General features: G+C 62.7%; 15 protein-coding genes and 1 pseudogene. 9 read left to right on the forward strand and 7 right to left on the reverse strand.

Going from position 1 to position 17,449, the window contains the following annotated elements:
• The first annotated feature begins 6 nt into the window (after positions 1-6).
• Genes dhaL through dhaK form a run of 6 tightly spaced genes read left to right on the forward strand, consistent with a single transcriptional unit; the run spans position 7 to position 4,364 of the window.
• Positions 7-609: a dihydroxyacetone kinase subunit DhaL gene (dhaL, locus tag NKJ40_RS02140; RefSeq protein WP_352464357.1), complete on the forward strand. Its 603-nt coding sequence runs from the start codon at positions 7-9 to the stop codon at positions 607-609.
• On the forward strand, positions 606-995 hold the full coding sequence (gene dhaM / locus NKJ40_RS02145) for a dihydroxyacetone kinase phosphoryl donor subunit DhaM (protein WP_172220312.1): 390 nt from the start codon (positions 606-608) through the stop codon (positions 993-995). Before dhaL ends, dhaM begins: the two co-directional genes overlap by 4 nt.
• A 22-nt stretch (positions 996-1,017) precedes the next feature.
• Positions 1,018-1,320: an HPr family phosphocarrier protein gene (locus NKJ40_RS02150; protein ID WP_352464359.1), complete on the forward strand. Its 303-nt coding sequence runs from the start codon at positions 1,018-1,020 to the stop codon at positions 1,318-1,320.
• Positions 1,304-2,920, forward strand: a complete 1,617-nt coding sequence (ptsP, locus tag NKJ40_RS02155) for a phosphoenolpyruvate--protein phosphotransferase (RefSeq protein WP_352464360.1) — start codon at positions 1,304-1,306, stop codon at positions 2,918-2,920. The genes NKJ40_RS02150 and ptsP overlap by 17 nt, the downstream gene beginning before the upstream one ends.
• 8 nt (positions 2,921-2,928) lie before the next feature.
• Complete coding sequence (locus NKJ40_RS02160) at positions 2,929-3,351, forward strand: hypothetical protein (protein ID WP_352464362.1); 423 nt, start codon at positions 2,929-2,931, stop codon at positions 3,349-3,351.
• Positions 3,352-3,377: 26 nt separating this feature from the next.
• Positions 3,378-4,364: a dihydroxyacetone kinase subunit DhaK gene (gene dhaK, locus NKJ40_RS02165; RefSeq protein ID WP_352464364.1), complete on the forward strand. Its 987-nt coding sequence runs from the start codon at positions 3,378-3,380 to the stop codon at positions 4,362-4,364.
• 282 nt (positions 4,365-4,646) lie between these two features.
• Here dhaK and NKJ40_RS02170 read toward each other — a convergent pair whose 3' ends face one another.
• Positions 4,647-5,444: a DUF2259 domain-containing protein gene (locus NKJ40_RS02170; RefSeq protein WP_352464366.1), complete on the reverse strand. Its 798-nt coding sequence runs from the start codon at positions 5,442-5,444 to the stop codon at positions 4,647-4,649.
• 171 nt (positions 5,445-5,615) lie between these two features.
• Between NKJ40_RS02170 and NKJ40_RS02175 the strand changes: the two genes are divergently transcribed.
• Both NKJ40_RS02175 and NKJ40_RS02180 read left to right on the forward strand, forming a co-directional pair.
• Positions 5,616-7,523, forward strand: coding sequence for a propionyl-CoA synthetase (locus NKJ40_RS02175; RefSeq protein ID WP_352464367.1), 1,908 nt, complete (start codon positions 5,616-5,618; stop codon positions 7,521-7,523).
• A 120-nt stretch (positions 7,524-7,643) separates the two neighbouring features.
• Positions 7,644-8,417, forward strand: a complete 774-nt coding sequence (locus tag NKJ40_RS02180; RefSeq protein WP_352464368.1) for a metallophosphoesterase family protein — start codon at positions 7,644-7,646, stop codon at positions 8,415-8,417.
• A 15-nt stretch (positions 8,418-8,432) separates the two neighbouring features.
• On the opposite strand, the gene NKJ40_RS02185 is transcribed toward NKJ40_RS02180, so the two are convergent.
• From NKJ40_RS02185 to NKJ40_RS02210, 6 genes are all read right to left on the reverse strand, one after another.
• Positions 8,433-10,853, reverse strand: a complete 2,421-nt coding sequence (locus NKJ40_RS02185; protein WP_352464369.1) for a polysaccharide biosynthesis tyrosine autokinase — start codon at positions 10,851-10,853, stop codon at positions 8,433-8,435.
• Positions 10,854-11,002: 149 nt separating this feature from the next.
• On the reverse strand, positions 11,003-11,899 hold the full coding sequence (galU, locus tag NKJ40_RS02190) for a UTP--glucose-1-phosphate uridylyltransferase GalU (protein WP_352464370.1): 897 nt from the start codon (positions 11,897-11,899) through the stop codon (positions 11,003-11,005).
• A 79-nt stretch (positions 11,900-11,978) separates the two neighbouring features.
• Complete coding sequence (locus tag NKJ40_RS02195) at positions 11,979-12,929, reverse strand: glycosyltransferase family 2 protein (RefSeq protein ID WP_352464371.1); 951 nt, start codon at positions 12,927-12,929, stop codon at positions 11,979-11,981.
• Positions 12,919-13,869 carry a glycosyltransferase family 2 protein gene (locus tag NKJ40_RS02200; RefSeq protein ID WP_352464372.1) on the reverse strand — a complete coding sequence of 317 codons (951 nt, stop codon included), beginning with the start codon at positions 13,867-13,869 and terminating at the stop codon, positions 12,919-12,921. The genes NKJ40_RS02195 and NKJ40_RS02200 overlap by 11 nt, the downstream gene beginning before the upstream one ends.
• A complete protein-coding gene (locus NKJ40_RS02205) occupies positions 13,869-14,864 on the reverse strand; it encodes a glycosyltransferase family 2 protein (RefSeq protein WP_352464373.1) in 996 nt (331 codons plus the stop codon). The genes NKJ40_RS02200 and NKJ40_RS02205 overlap by 1 nt, the downstream gene beginning before the upstream one ends.
• 11 nt (positions 14,865-14,875) lie before the next feature.
• Entirely contained in the window at positions 14,876-16,048 is a 1,173-nt protein-coding gene (locus tag NKJ40_RS02210) for a glycosyltransferase family protein (RefSeq protein ID WP_352464374.1), read from the reverse strand.
• Between the two features lie 302 nt (positions 16,049-16,350).
• Here NKJ40_RS02210 and NKJ40_RS02215 point away from each other — a divergent pair.
• Positions 16,351-17,403: pseudogene (locus tag NKJ40_RS02215) on the forward strand (polysaccharide pyruvyl transferase family protein); the annotation flags it as partial.
• Positions 17,404-17,449: the final 46 nt, after the last annotated feature.

Consider the following 17,449-nt stretch of genomic DNA (forward strand, 5'->3'; position numbering starts at 1 on the left):
GGTGACATGGCGGCAGCGAATATTTCCAGGCTGATCGAGGCAGCGGCAAACACCATCGCCGCCCATGCCGAAGAGCTGACCAGACTCGACCAGGCGATCGGCGACGGCGATCATGGGCTCAACATGAAACGCGGCTTCGAGGCAGTCCGAGCCGAGGCCGGTGCGTTCGCGGCAAAGCCGTTGCCCGAGGCGCTGAAGGCGATCGGCACCAAGCTGGTGATGACCGTCGGCGGAGCCTCCGGTCCCTTGTTCGGCACGCTGTTCATGGCGCTCGGCAACGAGATTTCCGCCGCGCCGGATCGCGCCAATCTGGCGGCGGCCTTCGGCAAGGCTATCGAAGCGGTGGCCGCCAGAGGCAAGTCGCAGGCCGGGCAAAAGACCATGCTCGACGTGCTGCAGCCGGTGCATGAGGCCCTGCTGCAGGGAAAGACGGCAGCGGACATCGTCAACATTGCCGACAGTGCAGCCGAGGCGACCGTGCCGATGAAGGCGCTGCGTGGGCGCGCCTCATTCCTTGGCGACCGTTCGATCGGTCACATGGATGCCGGCGCACGCTCGACCGCGCTTCTGGTGCGGGCCGTAGCCGAGACAATCGAGAGGCGCGCATGAGCAATGTCGGCATCGTCATCGTATCGCATTCGCCGCTAGTCGCCGAAGGCACCGCTGACATGGTGCGGCAGATGGTTGGCGACGAAGTGCCGCTTGCATGGTGCGGCGGAAACGGCCATGGCGGGCTGGGAACCAATGTCGAGGCGATTATGGGCGCCATCGACAAGGCCTGGTCGGAGGCCGGTGTCGCGATCCTCGTCGATCTCGGCGGTGCCGAGACCAATAGCGAGATGGCGGTCGAGATGATCGGCGAACCACGCGCCCAGAAGATCATCGTCTGCAATGCGCCGATCGTCGAAGGCGCGGTGATGGCGGCGACCGAGGCTTCCGGCGGCGCCTCGCTCAAGGAAGTGGTGGCGACGGCGCACGAACTGTCGCCGTCGTGAATGAACGGGAATTTTGACAAGCATGTCCGCAGCAGCCGAAGCCAGCGTCCTGATCACCCATGAGGTGGGATTGCATGCGCGCCCTTCGGTGAAATTCACCAAGCTTGCCAAGACATTTTCGGCCGACGTCGAAATTGCGCTCGCCGCCAACGGGCCATGGTTCGACGCCAAGAGCATCGTCAAGGTAATGGCTGCGAAAGCGCCGAAAGGTACTGTCCTGCATATCAGAGCCAGAGGAGACGGCGCCGGCGAGGCGGTCGGCGCGCTGATCGAGCTGGTGCGGCGCGATTTCGACGAAGGCAAGGACCATGCCCGAACCGCTTAAGCTGCAGGGCATTTCGGCATCGGCCGGCTATGCCGAGGGGCCGCTGTTCGATCTGGACCAGGCTGCTGTGCGTTATGTCCGCAAGGCGACTGCCGCGGACGAGAAGGCGGCACTTGAGGCCGCCATCTCCATTGCCGCAGCCCGGCTCGCGACATTGATCGAAACCAGCGACAGCGAGGCGGCCGGGATCCTCGAATTCCAGCTCGCCCTGCTGGACGACGACGCGCTGACCGGCCCGGCCTTTTCGCACATCGCCGCGGGCATGGCCGCTGATGTGGCTTGGCGGCAGGCACTCGACGCCGAGATAGCCGGCTATGAGACATCCGAGCAGGACTATTTCCGGGCGCGCGCGGCCGACATGCGCGACATACGCGACCAGGTGCTAGGCGCGCTAGCCGGGGGCGGCGACATTGCCGCGCCGGCGGGTGCGATCTTCTACGGCGAGGATATCGCACCGACGCGCTTCCTCGAAACCGACTGGAGTGTCGGCGGCGGCATAGCACTTACGGCCGGAAGTGCCGCAAGTCATGTCGCAATGCTGGCACGCTCGCGCGGCGTGCCAATGGTGGTGGGGCTTGGGCTTACGGGGCGTGGGGTGGCCGAACTCGGTGCTTCGTCGGCTCACCTTACCGGAATCGCGCTGCTCGATGCCGAACATGGCGGCATCGTGTTGGCGCCTTCGAAAGCGGAGATCGCCGCGTTCCGGCGATCGTCGTCGTCTTTCGCGGCGCATCGCGGCAAAGCGGCAGCCTATCTGACAAGGCCGGCAGCAACGAAGACCGGCATAGCGGTCCGGGTGCAGGTGAATATTGCCGATCCGTCCGATGCCGACCGCATCGATGCTGCGGCGTGCGACGGTGTCGGGCTGATGCGGACCGAATTCCTGTTCGGCAAGACGCTGCCGGACGAGGAGACCCAATATCGCGCCTACCGCAAAGTGCTGGAATGGGCAGGCGACAGGCCGGTGACGATCCGTACCGTCGATGCGGGCGGCGATAAGCCTGTGCCGGGCCTGACCGTTGAGGAAGGTAATCCATTCCTTGGCCTGCGCGGGATCAGGCTGTCGCTGATGCGTCCGGAGGTCTTTCGCGTGCAGATCCGCGCCTTGCTACGCGCCGCCATGCACGGCAATCTGAAGGTGATGTTCCCGATGATCGCCGTTCCGGAAGAGTATGAACACGCCACGGCACTGTTCGCGGAAGAGCAGGCTGACCTTTTGGCGCGCGGCATCGCGCAAAAAATGCCGCCGCTTGGCATCATGGTCGAGGTGCCTTCGGTGGCGATTGCGCCGGAGGCATTCGCCAAGGCCGCCTTCTTCTCGATCGGTTCGAATGATTTGACGCAATACGTAATGGCTGCCGCTCGCGACAACATTTCGGTCGCACATCTGAATTCGGTCAGGCACCCGGCCGTGCTCCGGCTGATCGCCTCGGTTGCTGCCTTCGGCCGTGAGCATAATATGCCGGTCAGCCTGTGTGGCGATGCCGGCGGCGACCCCGCCTCGATCCCGGCGCTGCTCGCAACCGGCCTGCGTGACCTCTCCGTCGCTCCCGCCCAACTCGCGATGGCCAAGGCGGCCATCGCGGACGTTTCAATCTAGGACCCGGCATGGCAGACAAGGCGCCGCAATCCGGCCCCGAAGAGGCGATCCGCGCCTACAAGACGATCCTGTCGCAGGTCATCGACCAGCGCCCGTCCGGCATGCGCCAGCGCCTCGCCGACGCGCTGGGCAAGCATCGCAGCTTCGTCACGCAGATTTCCAGCCCCGCCTATTCGACGCCGATCCCGTCGAAGCATTTGCCGGCTATCTTCTCCGTCTGCCATTTCAGCCCGGCCGAACGCGATCATTTCCTTGAAGCCTACCATCGGGCGCATCCGGGAAAGATGTCGCTGGCTGCAGGCATGCGCAAGACACGCCATGTCTCGCTGATCGTTCCCGATTTCGGCGACGACAAGCAGAACGCGGCGCTCGACCGGGCGGTCAACGATTTCATCCAGAAGATCACCAGCATCGCCGGCAAGGGCAGCTGACGCTGGGCTATTTCGAGAGGACAGCCATGAAGAAATTTCTGAATTCGGTCGATACGGTGCTGACCGAGAGCCTCGACGGCTTCGTTGCCGCGCATGCCGATATCCTGGCGCTTGGCGAGGAGCACAAATTTGTCCGCCGCAAGGTGCTCAAGCCGGGCAAGGTGGCGCTGATCTCCGGCGGCGGCTCGGGTCACGAGCCGCTGCATGGCGGGTTCGTCGGGCATGGCATGCTGGATGCCGCCTGCCCCGGCCAGGTATTCACCTCGCCGACGCCTGACCAGATGATGGCGGCCGCCGATGCCGTCAATACGGGCGCCGGCTGCCTGTTCATCGTCAAGAACTACGAGGGCGACGTGATGAATTTCGACATGGCCGCTGAAATGACGGCAGGCGTGATGCAAATCGTGACCAATGACGACGTCGCGGTCGAAAACTCGTCCTACACCACCGGCCGGCGCGGCGTCGCCGGTACGCTGGTGGTCGAGAAAATCGTCGGCGCGGCAGCCGAACAAGGCATGCCACTGGAGTCTTTGAAGGCGTTGGGCGAGCGCGTCAACGGCGCGACGCGCTCGATGGGCGTGGCGCTGACCAGTTGCACCGTGCCGGCGGCGGGCAAGCCGACCTTCGACATCGGCGACGGCGAGATGGAGTTCGGGGTCGGCATCCACGGCGAGCCTGGGAGGCGGCGCGACACCTTGAAGAGCGCCGATGCTATCGCCGAGGAGATCTGTACCGCAATCCTGGGTGACCTGGGCGACGGTGCCAGAGGCCAGGCGCTGCTCTTCGTCAATGGCTTTGGCGGCACGCCGTTGATGGAGCTTTATCTGATGTACAATAGCGCCCGCAAAATCTTCGAGAAGCACGGCGTGACGGTGGCCCGGTCGCTGGTCGGGTCCTATGTGACCTCGCTCGACATGGCCGGCTGTTCGATCACGCTGAGCATGCTCGACGACGAGGCGGCTGTTTGGTGGGATGCGCCTGTGCACACCGCCGCGCTGCGCTGGGGCATGTAGCGGCGGAGAATGCCCCAGAAATAGTCGGTGATAAGACCGACAGCAGCAGCGTGGTGCCTAGCCAGACTGTTGCCCTCCTCACCCTGCGTAAGATAAAGAATCGGCGGGTTTGGGGAGTGGAGCATGCGTTACAATTGGGATCGGGCGCCGACGGGTTTCGAGCGCCACGGAAAGATGCTGGCAGCCGGCTTGCTGATCGCCGGTGGGGTCGGCCTTATGCTCGCTGCCCTCCCGCTCTAGGGACAACAACTCGGGTAGCGGACTACTTCTCAGCGCGTTGCCTCAGCGCGCCTGGCCAGTCACGGCGATGAAACGGCGGTCGCGCCCTTCAAATCCCTGACTGAAGCGCTGCACGAGCACGACAAGCACGCCCGGTTTTCCATCCGGGGTGAATGCGTAAGATTCCGACAGGCTGTAGGAAGTCGGGCAATTCCTCGAACCGGGCACCGCCTTGTCCTCATGGAGCAGCTTGATCGGCTTGTCGTCCTGACCCTGCAGCGTCAGGCGAAAGCCGAGCGCCTTGCCGATCGTCTCGCCTTGCTGCGTCCCGTCGAAACTCGCTGAACAATCCGCAGTACTATCGGCAAGGATCTGCTCGAGCTGGATGGTCGAAATGCCAAGCTCGTCATAAGCCGGCGAAAGCCATTTCTGCGAAACCTGCTCGAGGCGCGCAATGTCGTTGTAGGCGACCAAGTCGTCGGGAAAGGTGAATTTGTCTAAGCCCGTCCGCTCGCCGCGCGGCGCTATGGCGTATTTGGCCAGCAAGGGCGCCGCCTGCGCCGCGGCACGCTCGCGCGCCTGCGCAAGCGTCAGTGTCGCATCCTCCGTCTCGTCGACGATGACGATCGGCTTACCGCCGACGAACTCATCGGTGCGCGTGTCGATGATGTCGATCTCCGACCAGCCCGAATCCGAAGCACCGGCATCGAGCGTGCCGTACTGTTCGAAGGCGAAGTAGTTGCCGTCGGGCGAAAAGCCGATGACGCGCCGGGCCGCCGCGTCGCCGGCCTGAGCAGCTGAAGCGAGCACCAACGCCAGCGTCGCAACCGCGGCAAATTCAAGCCCGTATCGCAATTTCATCGCGCCCTGCCCCCAATGTCGAAAATTCGGCCGATATCAGCCCCGCAGACCACCATGACCCGCACTTGCGGCCAAGTTAGAACGACGGCAAACGAAACGCACAAATACGTGGTTACACAAACCAGCATACGCTATTTCAAGGACAGCAAACATTCCTGGGGAGGAAGCTGGATGGCGTCACGCTACCATGAGGTCTATGACGGCTGGAAACGCGACCCGGAAAAATTCTGGGCCGATGCGGCGAGTGCAATCGACTGGTTCTCGCCCTTCGAGACGGTGTTCGACGCCAATGCCGGCGTCTATGGCCGATGGTTCAATGGCGCTTCCTGCAACACCTGCTTCAATGCCGTCGATCGTCATGTGGCGGGCGGCCGTGCCGACCAGATCGCGTTGATCCATGATAGCGCGATTTCGGGCACAATCAGGAAATTCACGTATGCCGAGTTGAAGCGCGAGGTGGTCGCGCTGACCTCGGTGCTCAAGAATCGTGGCATTCGAAAAGGCGATCGCGTCATCATCTACATGCCGATGGTGCCGGAAGCAGCCTTCGCCATGCTTGCCTGCGCGCGGATCGGCGCCGTGCACTCGGTGGTCTTCGGCGGCTTTGCCTCGCATGAGCTCGCGACCCGCATCGACGATGCCAAGCCGAAGCTGATCATCTCGGCGTCCTGCGGCCTGGAGCCAGGGCGCGTCGTTGCCTATAAGCCGCTGCTCGACAAGGCGATCGAAATGTCGCGGCACAAGCCCGAAAGCTGCCTTATCCTGCAGCGCGACCAGTTGCGCTGCGAGCTCAGGGAAAATTACGACATCGACTATGCCGACGCCGTGGCGCGTGAGCGGGCCGCCGGCGCCAATGTCGACTGTGTTCCGGTGCTTGCCACCGATCCGCTCTATATCATCTACACGTCCGGCACGACCGGCCAGCCGAAGGGCATCGTGCGCGACAATGGCGGCCATATGGTCGCGCTGAAATGGTCGATGGAAAACGAGTTCGGCGTCAAACCGGGCGAAGTGTTCTGGGCGGCTTCCGATGTCGGCTGGGTGGTCGGCCATTCCTACATCGTCTACGGCCCGCTGCTGCATGGCTGCACGACCGTGCTGTTTGAAGGCAAGCCGGTCGGCACGCCCGACGCCGGCACCTATTGGCGTGTGATCGCAGAGCATGGCGTGGTCGCGCTGTTCACCGCACCAACCGCCTTTCGCGCCATCAAAGGACAGGACCCGAAAGGCGAATTCGTCCCGAAATACGATCTGTCCAAATTCCGCACGCTGTTCCTCGCCGGCGAGCGCGCCGATCCGGAAACCATCAAATGGGCGGAGCAGAAATTGAACGTGCCGGTGATCGATCATTGGTGGCAGACGGAGACCGGCTCGCCGATGAGCATCAACCCCGCCGGACTGGGCCTGTTGCCGGTCAAATCCGGCTCGCCCGGCGTGCCGATGCCTGGCTACGACATCCGCGTGCTGGACGATGCCGGGCATGAGGTCAAGCGCGGCACGCTTGGCAATGTCGTGGTGAAATTGCCGTTGCCCCCCGGCTGCCTGCCGACGCTGTGGAATGCCGACGGGCGGTTTCGCCAAGCCTATCTCGAGGAGTTCCCCGGCTTCTACAAAACCGCGGATGCCGGCATGATGGACGAGGACGGTTATCTCTATGTCATGGCCCGCACCGACGACATCATCAATGTCGCCGGCCACCGGCTGTCGACCGGCGCCATGGAGGAGGTGCTGGCCGCGCATCCCGATGTTGCCGAATGCGCCGTCGTCGGCATTGCCGATGCGATGAAAGGCCAGGTTCCACTCGGCTTCGTCGTGCTGAATGCCGGCGTCGACCGCGACGCCGGCATCATCGAAAACGAGGTGGTCACGCTAGTGCGCGAACGGATCGGCCCGGTCGCTGCCTTCAAGACGGTGGTGACGATCAAGCGCCTGCCGAAGACGCGCTCCGGCAAGATCCTGCGCGGCACCATGCAGAAGATCGCCGACAAGGAGGAATGGGCCATGCCGGCAACGATCGACGACCCGGCCATCCTCGACGAAATCACCGCCGCGCTGAACCGCCGCGGCATCGCCCTGTAGGGACGTCGAAGCCGAGTTGCGTCCGAAGCTCCGGTATGGAACGACCGGCGCTGGACATGGTATCCACGCGGTGTGTCGCCATGTTGTTCCGAAATCGAGGCGCACCCACAGCCATGCGAGATGCCATACGTGACCCTGTTCCAGCGATCGAGAAAGCCCCAGGCCGCGGCGCGCCAGCGGCTGGAGATCGATATGCGGGGCACAGTCGTCTATGCGATCGGCGACGTGCATGGCTGCTACAAGGAACTCCGCGCCCTGGAGCAGAAGATCCTGCTCGATTCGGCGCCCTTCGAAGGGCGCAAGCTCATCATCATGCTTGGCGACTATGTCGATCGTGGACCCCAGTCGGCGCGTGTGCTCGATCATCTGCTGGCGCCGCCGCTCCATGGTTTCCAGCGCATCTGCCTTGCCGGCAATCACGAAGTCGTGATGCTGAACTATCTCGACGGGATCATTTCGAGAGAGTCGTGGCTGGCGATAGGTGGCCTGCAAACGCTGTTTTCCTACGGCGTGGATCCGTCGCGCATGGCCGATCTCTACGGTTCAAGCGAGGAGGTCGACAAGCGCATTCGGGAAGTCATTCCAGCCGACCACATTAGCTTCATGCGCGCGCTGCCGGTCATGGTCTGTTCGGCGAAATTCGTGTTCGTTCATGCCGGCATCAGGCCCGGCATCGACCTCGCCGCGCAGGACGAGGACGACCTGCTGAATATCCGTTCGGACTTCTTCGACGCTGCGCATCTTCTCGACCGCTATGTCGTGCACGGACATACGCCGGTCGAGTTTCCGAAGCTCGAGGGACGCCGGCTTGGCATAGACACCGGCGCCTTCCAAAGCGGCCAGCTCACCGCCCTCAGGATCGTGGACAACCGCGCCAGGTTGATATTTTCCTGAGCGCGATATCGTCGCTCAGGCGGCTGCCTTAGTACGCGCTTCCGATTTTTCCAGATAGTAGCTCGAATATTTGTCGAAGAATTTTTCCGAGCCGCCGATCGCGCCATACTTGGCCAGCTTCTTCAGTTCGACCTTGTTCAGCACCGCGCCAATGATCTTCTTGGCGATGTAGGGCTCCGAGCTGAGCACGGATTGCACCATCGCACGCGGCGTGCGTCCCCACTCGGTGACCAGCACGAAGCCGTCGACAAGCGGAGCGAAGGCCTTGGCGTCGACGACAGGCCCGAGCGGCGGCAGATCGACGATAATGTATTCGAAGGTTTCCTTGGCGTTATCGATGAAACGCCGCATGCCGGCCGAAGACAGAAGCTCGCTGGTATGCGAAAACTGCCCACGCAGGACGGCCGGGATGATAGCCAGCTTGGTCTGCCGGTCGATCTTGCCGACCGACTGCCATGTCTGCCCGGTCACCACAGCTTCCATCAGGCCCTGCTCGGCCTCCATACCGAGGCTGCGGCTGAGGCCGGGATTGCGCAGGTCGCCGTCGATCAGCAGCGTTTTCGATCCGTTGACGGCAAGCAGCCCGGCAAGATTGGCCGCCACCGTCGACTTGCCTTCGCCGGGAAGGACCGAGACCACGCCGATGACCCGGCTGCCCTGGCCCTCCATGACGACGTCGAAGGCGATCTTTGCGTTGCGCAGCGTCTCGGAGAACATCGATGCCGGTGCGTCGACGGTTACCCGCATCCGCGCACGTTTTTCGGCCGCCGACAATGTTTTGGAGGGCGGGGATTTGGAGGACTTGGCGGTCTTGGATTCAACGACTTTGACGTCAGGCTGACCGCCATTGCGTTGCTCATCCTTGCCAGCCTTGCCGATGACCGGGAGATAGCCGAGGAATTTGAGGCCGACACGGTCGCGCACATCCTCGCCGGTCCTGAAGAAGCGTTCCCTGAATTCATTCAGACCACCAACCCCTGCCCCCATCATTATGCCAAGCGCCAGCGAAAGCCCCAGCACGATGGCCGTTCGCGGGGTTGCGGCCGACTGCGGCATCGTCGCGTCCGAGATGACCCGGATCTTGCCGACCGGGAAGGATTGCTGCTGGGCGGCCTCCTCATAGCGGTTCAGGAACGTCTGGTAGAGCGTCGACAGCGCCGTCGCCTTCTGGTCCAGCTCACGCAGCTTGACCTGCGACTGGTTGTCGATGGAGCTCTTGCCAGCCGCTAAGGCGACATTTGCGCGGAGCGCGGTTTCGCGCGCCAGAGCGACCTCGTATTCGTTGCGGTAGCTTTCGGTCAGTTGCTTCAGCTCGCCGAAAATCTGCGCCGATATGTCGGCCTTCTCCTTGGCGAGCGCGACGGCCTGCGGATGTTGCGGGCCGAAATTCGCTTCGACGTCCTGCTGCCGCTTGGCGACGGTGAGATAGCGGTTCTTCAGCGTCGTGATGACGGAGCTGCTCGGCTGGTCGTTCGATATCGCTGCGTCTTTGAACGCATTATCCGAGCCGCTTTCGACGATCGACTTGTACTGCTGATAGCGGGCGCCGGCACGTGCGGTATCGGCCTGCGCGACGATCAGCTGGGTGTTGAGATCGGACAATTGCTTGTCGCTGATCAGCTGGCCGTCATTGACCGCCAATCCATGTTCGGCCCTGAACTTTTCGACCGCGAGTGCGGCCGCCTGGGAGCTCTCACGAAGCTCGGTCAGCCGGCCTTGCAGCCAGACCGCCGCCCGCTCGGTCGCGTCGAAGCTGGCATCGAGCTGATCGGCGAGATACGCGTCGGCATAGGCCTTGGTGATGGCGGTCGCGAGCGCCGGATCCGTCGCCTGAAAGGAGATGCTGATGACAAAGCTTCGGCCGATCCGCTCGGCGTCGAGTTGGTTCTGCAGTTTGAAGATTGCATAGTCGCGGGGCGACGACGATGCGGTGATCGCGTCACGCGTCGCAGCATCAAGCTGAGTGACATCGGTTGTGCTAGCGGCGCGCTTGGGGCGGACCGACTGGATAATACCGCGTACAAAGCCTGACACTTTCGACATGGCCGATGTCGGAGGGTTCATGAAAGCGTCGTTCTGATCGAGCTTCAGCTTGTCGACGACCACCCCCGCCAGCCTGGCCGACTGCAGAATTTCGATCTGGCTCAGAACGGCGGAGTCGGTCTGCATGCTGACCGACGCCGCCGAAATGTCGTCGACGACCTTGTTCAATCCTTCGTCGATCAGCACGCTGCTCGTCGCTACATAGGTAGCAGGCGTGGTCTGTAAATAGAGCACGCCGAGAAAGAGACCGATGACGGCGCAGGCGGCAACCACTTTCGCCTGCCGCGCGGCCATGCCAAGCAGGCGCTCGATGTCGATGAAGTCTTCGGCGTTTGCCGCATTTGAAGCGGGCAATGGCGTCCTCTTGTCGACAGGAAAATTGGCATAGTTCATCTTCGGTCCAATTCTAGTTTGCAGGCGCTACCGCCTCGAAGGTCGGGACATAGGGTGCAAACCTTGCGCCGGACAGTGCGCGTTACGCGCGGCGCAACGGCCTGTCCTGCGTAATCGGCCGCACCCACAATGCCTCGAAAAAATGGACATTATGCGGCTTCTTCCCGACGCTGATGCGACCGGACGAATTCCTGCAGCATCTCGAAGATCGGGCCCTTCATGTCCTCTCGCGCCAGCGCGAAAGCGACATTGGCCTGGATGAAGCCCTCCTTCGAACCGCAGTCGAACATGCGGCCATTGAAAGGCTGGGCGAAGAAGGCCTGCGTCTGTGCGAGGCGCACCATTGCGTCGGTCAGCTGGATCTCGTTGCCGGCGCCGCGCTGCTGGCTGGCCAGCAACGAGAATATCTCGGGCTGCAGGATGTAGCGGCCGTTGATGTAGAAGTTCGATGGCGCGTTGGCAGGAGCCGGCTTTTCGACCATGGCCGTCACCTCGAAGCCCGTGCCGACATCAGCGCCGCGCCCGACAATGCCGTATTTGCTGGTCTCGGTCGGATCGCAACGCTCGACGGCGATAACGTTTGCGCCAGTCTGCGCATAAAGATCGGCGACCTCGGCGAGACACCCGCGCCCGCCGAAGGACACCATGTCCGGCAAAAGCAATGCGAAGGGCTCGTCACCGATGACTTCGCGTGCGCACCAGACGGCATGGCCGAGGCCTTGTGGCGACTGCTGGCGGATGAAGCTCGTCGCGCCGGCGACGGGAAGCAGGCTTTCCAGCGATTCGAGTTGCGCCTTCTTGCCGCTCTGCTCCAGGGTTCCGATCAGTTCAGGATGCAGGTCGAAATAGTCCTCGATCACCGCCTTGTTGCGGCCGGTGACGAAGACGATGTGCTCGATGCCGGCCTCGAACGCCTCGTCAACCGCATATTGCACGACAGGCCTGTCGACCACCGGCAGCATTTCCTTCGGCATGGACTTGGTCGCCGGCAGGAACCGCGTTCCAAGCCCCGCCACCGGTATGACTGCCTTCCTGACTTTTTTCATTGCATGTTCCTTCTGAGGAGATCGATTTCAACCTGTCGCAGGCGGCGAAAACTGTCTTCATCCATTCGCCTGCAACCCTTCACCTCCCCGCCACCACGGCAAACTGTGCCGCCACCCTTCGCAGCCGCACGGCGATCGGCATGCTCATATGCCGAACCGCCGCCGGATCGCTGAGCGCCGTCCATATCGCCTTGAGCGGGGACCGCGCCTTGATGTGCTGGACCAGCGACAGGAATGATGCCGCCCGCCGCAGGCTGCGAGCGCGCCTGGCGAAGGCCGCCGCGGCCGCAGCATCCATGGAATGGGTCGCGGCGAAGGTGGCATCGGCCCTGCGCATCGCCTCGACGTGATGAAGTTCGAGCACCCGGGAGATGGAACTGGTGCGAATGTGGTAGATATAGCCCGTCGTCGGCTCGACCACGCATTTGCCGCCTTTAGCCAGAGCACTGGCCAGGAGTATATAGTCTTCGCCAATGATCAGGCTTTCATCGTAACGAAGCCCGTTCTCGTTCAGGAACCGGCGCTGGAAGATCGGCTTGAGGTAGCCGAGATTGAACCTCGATTCGAAGAGGACATTGCCGCCGACGAAATCCGCCAGCGAGATTTCACCGAGGCCTTCCAGATAGTCGGCCGGGAACATCGTCTCTTCGGCAACGCCATCCTCGCGAACGACCTGCAGATTATCGACCGCGATCTCGGCGCCCGCTTTCTCCGCGCGTTCGATCATGGTGCAGATTCGCCCGGGATAGACCGCGTCGTCGGAATCGAGGACCGCGACCCACCTGCCGCGGGCAAGCTCAAGGCCGGCGTTCCTGGCACCGCCGGGGCCACGGTTTTGCTCAAGCGCGACAACGCGTACGATGTCTTCGGGGTAGGATCTCGCCAGGTCGAGCGTCCGGTCGCGCGACTTGTCGTCGACGACGATGACCTCGACGCTGACATTGCGCTGGGCGACGGCGCTGGCAATCGCCCGATCGATGGTCGCCTCGGCATTGTAGGCGGCAATCACGAAGCTCACGTCAGGCTGCACGCTTGCCCCCTTGCTGCGGCGAAGACAGGCCGTATTGGCGGATTTCACGAACCCCGACGAGGCCGCTGACGACGCCGGCATGCATAATGCCGCGAAGCACGCTGCGGTTCCGGCGTACGGGGTCGATGGCAACCGGAATTGCCGACAGGAAACTGTAGGCGGCCTTTGCCGCGGCAATGCCAACCTGCTTGAGCCGGGCAAGGCCGTGTGCGTTGCGCCCCAGAAGATGACCGTGCGTCTGCCCGACGCGGAACCGGCGCCGGCCGAGCCAGTCGAATGCCGCCCTGGCAGGCGGCACCGCTTCGTCGACCCAAGCCTCCGGCGAAAAGGCGATGCGGCCGCCGTCCTTGACCATCTGGTCGAAGAATTCCGTATCTTCGCCGCCGGTCTGGCCACGTGCCAGGCTGAAGCGCCGGCCGCGCAGGCTCTCAGCGCCAATCCTGAGCAGGACGTTGCAGGTGTAGCCGGTGCGGATTTCGCCGCGCACCCAGACCGGCGAGGTCGAGTGGAAATCGCCTTTGCGCATCCAGGCGGGCGCATCCGGCTGGTAACGGGCTTGCACCGGCCCAAGCACCGCCGCAGCACCAGTTGCTTCCGCCGTCGCAACCAGTTCGGCAAGCCAGCCAGCGGTGGCCGTCTCGTCGTCGTCGATAAAGGCGACGAAATCCGACGCACTGGCATCGAGGCAAGCGTTGCGCGCGATCGAGATGTTGCGGGCCGGGGCGTGCCGGTAGGTCACCGGCAGCTTCAGCTCCCCTGCCAGCTTGGCGACCAGCGGTTCGGCCGTCGGCGTATCGTCGTTGTCGGCAATGACGATACCGACATTGTATCCCGCAGGCATATCCATGGCTGCTACGGAGCGAAGCGTGTCGGCAAGCTCCGGCCGGCGAAATGTGCAGACGCAGATATCGATGCTTAGATTTTTCCTGACCGGGTCCATCACGCTACCCCGCGCTGCGGTCGCGGTGCGAGCAGTTGCAGCCAGAAACCGACCGACCAACCGAAATGCATGACCATTGCGGAGACCCCAGCAAGTGCAATGTCGGGTTTGCGCTGACTGAGGGCGGTCCAAAAGCCGTAGCCGAGGCAGACCGACGCCCATAGCAAAAGTGGCACGGCCGCCAGCCAATGGACGAAGGAAAAGGCGGCGAGAAGAACCACGGGGAACACCAGAAGCGGCACCATCTGCCGGATCTTCGGGATCATGCGGTGCTTGAGAACGTTCTTCGCCCGGCCACGGCCATAGCCGAGATACTGAAAATAGAGGCCCTTCAGCGAGGAGCGCGGGTAGTAGACCATTTGCGTCTTGCCGGTCATCCAGATGCGGTAGCCGTCCTGGCGGAGCCGATAGTCGAGCTCGGCATCCTCGTTGTGGCTGAACGTCTCGTCATAGCCGCCGACCGCGATGAAAGCCGATATCCGCATCAGCGCATGGTGGCCATGATCGACCCATTCCCCCGCCGAAAGGTGCCGGTGCTTGGAGCCGCCGGTGCCGAGCCTGGAGTTCTGCGCCGCTGCCGCTGCTTTCTGCACCATGCCGCTGCCACTGGTCAGCATCGAGACGACGACCGAATCCGCGCCGGTGGCCTGCGCTTCTTCGACCAGCCGGTCGCAATAATCCGCGGGATAGCCGCCATGCGCGTCGATGCGAATGAGATAGTTGACGCCGTCCCCGAATCTGGCGACGGCAAGATTGATCGCCGCGCTCTGCAAGCGCTTTTCATTGTGGAGCAGGATCACCCGCCGATCTTTTGCGGCGATATCTGCGACGATCGTCCTGGTGCCGTCCGTGCTGCCGCCATCGGCAACGATGATCACGGCGCCCAGCCTCTCGGCCGCAGGGCGAAGCTCTCGAAGCAATGCGCCGATATGGGCCGCTTCGTTCAGGCACGGAACCACGATCATGCAGGACGGGAGCGTTTCGGTTTGCGTCATCGGCATTCCTTCTATGCCAATGCTTCGGCAGCATATGGACCGGGCGCCGTGGCCAGGCCGCGGAGTTTTTCGACGAGCGCCCGGCAATCGGCGCGGTCGTAGCTCCATATGCGCGGATTGCGGGCGAGAACACGCTCCCTCAATGTCTCGAACCGATGCTGCTCCATCGTGCCGACGGCGGCTTCGAGCGCCTCGGGCGTGGCTTCTGGCAAAAGAACCCCTATGCCTTGCCGGTCGAGGAACCGGCCGGTTTCGGTGTTTCCCATCGAAATCGGCACGGCTCCGAAGCGGCAGCCCTCATATAGCCGGTTGGGCAGCAGCCATTCGGAGTTCAGGCCCTGCTCAAAAAAGTCGATGGCCCAGGAAAAGTGAACCTCGCGGTAGATCGCCGCCATATCCTCGGGATTGCGGTAGGGCCCGCCAAACGACAGCCAGGGTTCCGATTCAACGAAACCATGGAAATCGGGAAATTCGGACAGCGCCGGGCGGCCCCTGAGGACGATTTCAAAGCGGCCGTCGAGGCGGCGCGAAAATTCGGCCAAAAGTTCCAGGGAGCGACGGCAGCGAAGCGCCCCGAACCAGCCGATCCGCCAAGGCGGCGCAACGGGGTTCTCCGGCGCCGCGCGGTCATCCAGCGAGGCCGCGGCCGGCTCGAAATACTTGTTTTCGAGCAGCTCGACCGGCGCGGCAATCTGTCCGAACGGCTTGAAATAGTTGGCGATGAAGGCCGGAGAGCTCGTCACCAGAAGCTTCACATCCCTGGCCAGGAAGCGTTCCGCGCCGCGCATCGCCCAGCCCAGCGGATCGTCGCGAAGCAGCAGGCGATGGATGTCCAGGCACTCGTAGACGATCGGCACTGTTGCCTGGAAGGCCGACCTGGCCCGGCGGGCAAGCGCCAGCATTTCCAGATTGCGCGCGATAATGAGGTCGGGCCGTGGCATTGAGCCCAGCTTCGAGCCGGTCGAGACCACCGCCTTCATGATCGCCGCCAGACGCTGGGCGAATCGACCATCACGAGTCGGGCCGAGATCGATCGGCTGCAAGCCCTCGACATCAGCAACTGCGCTTGCCGTACGACGAAAGCCCGCCAGCGTAACCTGGGCGCCGCCTGCCTTGAGCATTATGATCCGCCGGCGCACTGCCGGGTCGGAGACGTCGTGTACCAAGTACAAGACATGCAGCATGAAAACTCGACCGCTGTTGGCCCGCCCGCGACGATGCTAGTACAGCTCTTGCTGCATCGCAACATTTTTGGTTGCAGCGTAGCAAAGTTCCACATTTTTTGTTGCACTGCAAAATCGATGGGTTAATCTCGCTCTGCTTGGGCCGCATGGACCGCGCGTTGGCCTGCCATCCGGCTGCGCGCCAATAATCACGACGCGAGGACCATCCTGGCGTGCAGCATTTTCGGCCAACCCGCCGCAATCCGCTTCCTTTGGCAATCGTCGACGGAACCACGGGACTACTCACGAAATGAGGTCATTCCATGAAGATCGCGGTTGAAAACACCGTCTGCCTGAATACCGGGGATGCAGCGATTCTCCTGGCGATTCGCCATGTTTTCAAGACGATCGTGCAAGACGATATCCAGTTCTACGTCTTCGACAGCCAGCCGGAGGTGGCGGCGAGGCTCTACACGAAGAAGGACTATCCGGATCTCGAATTCCACAAGCTGCTGTCGGAATCGCTGTTCCGCTACAAATACGGCAGCGGGCTGAAGAACCTGTTCAAGCCGATCTACAATCGGCTCGTCCTCAATGCCCTGCAGCGGTTCGGCATCCGTGGCGTTCTCGGGCGTTTGTTCAGCTCAAGCAATCGCCGTGGTCTCGAGATCTACAGAGAGGCCGACCTCGTGGTCACGACAGGCGGAACCTATCTCGTCGAGACCTACAATCTGGAGCGGCGCCTCAATCAATTCAGGATCGACGCGATTCTGGGCAAGGACCCTGTCTTCTTCACGCAATCGCTTGGCCCGTTCAACAAAAGTTACAATCGCCAGGAGTTGAGCCCGATCTTCGACCGTAGCCCGCTTATCCTGCTGCGCGACGAACGTTCGCGAGACCACATTGTGGACATGGTGAAAGACCCCGGCAAATGCCACGTCGTGGCCGACGCCGTCTTTGCCCTGGCCGATACCGACAGGATCGGAAACTTTCTGGCCTCCAGCCACTCGGCGACGGTCACCGGCCGCGTCGCCATTTCCGTCCGTCACTGGAACTATGTCAGCGACGGCGAGGGCGGCATGCGCCGCTACATCGACTCGATCCGCGAGATCGCGACCATCCTGGTCAGGGACCACGCCAAGGAGGTCACCTTCGTCTCCACCTGCCAGGGCGTGCCGGAATACGCCCATGACGATTCCAAGACGGCGAGGGCTATCGTTGCCGAACTCGATCCGGAGATCGCCAAGCATGTCAGCGTGGACGCTTCGTTCCACACGCCGGAGCAACTGATGACCCTGGTGAAAGGCTTCGACTTCGTCGTCGCGACGCGCATGCACATGATGATCATGTCGCTCTGCGTCGGCACGCCGGTGCTGCCGATCGCCTATGAATTCAAGACCAAGGAACTCGCCAAGCGGATCG

Origin of the sequence: Mesorhizobium sp. M0119, assembly GCF_040322615.1 — a bacterium.
Taxonomy (GTDB): domain Bacteria; phylum Pseudomonadota; class Alphaproteobacteria; order Rhizobiales; family Rhizobiaceae; genus Mesorhizobium.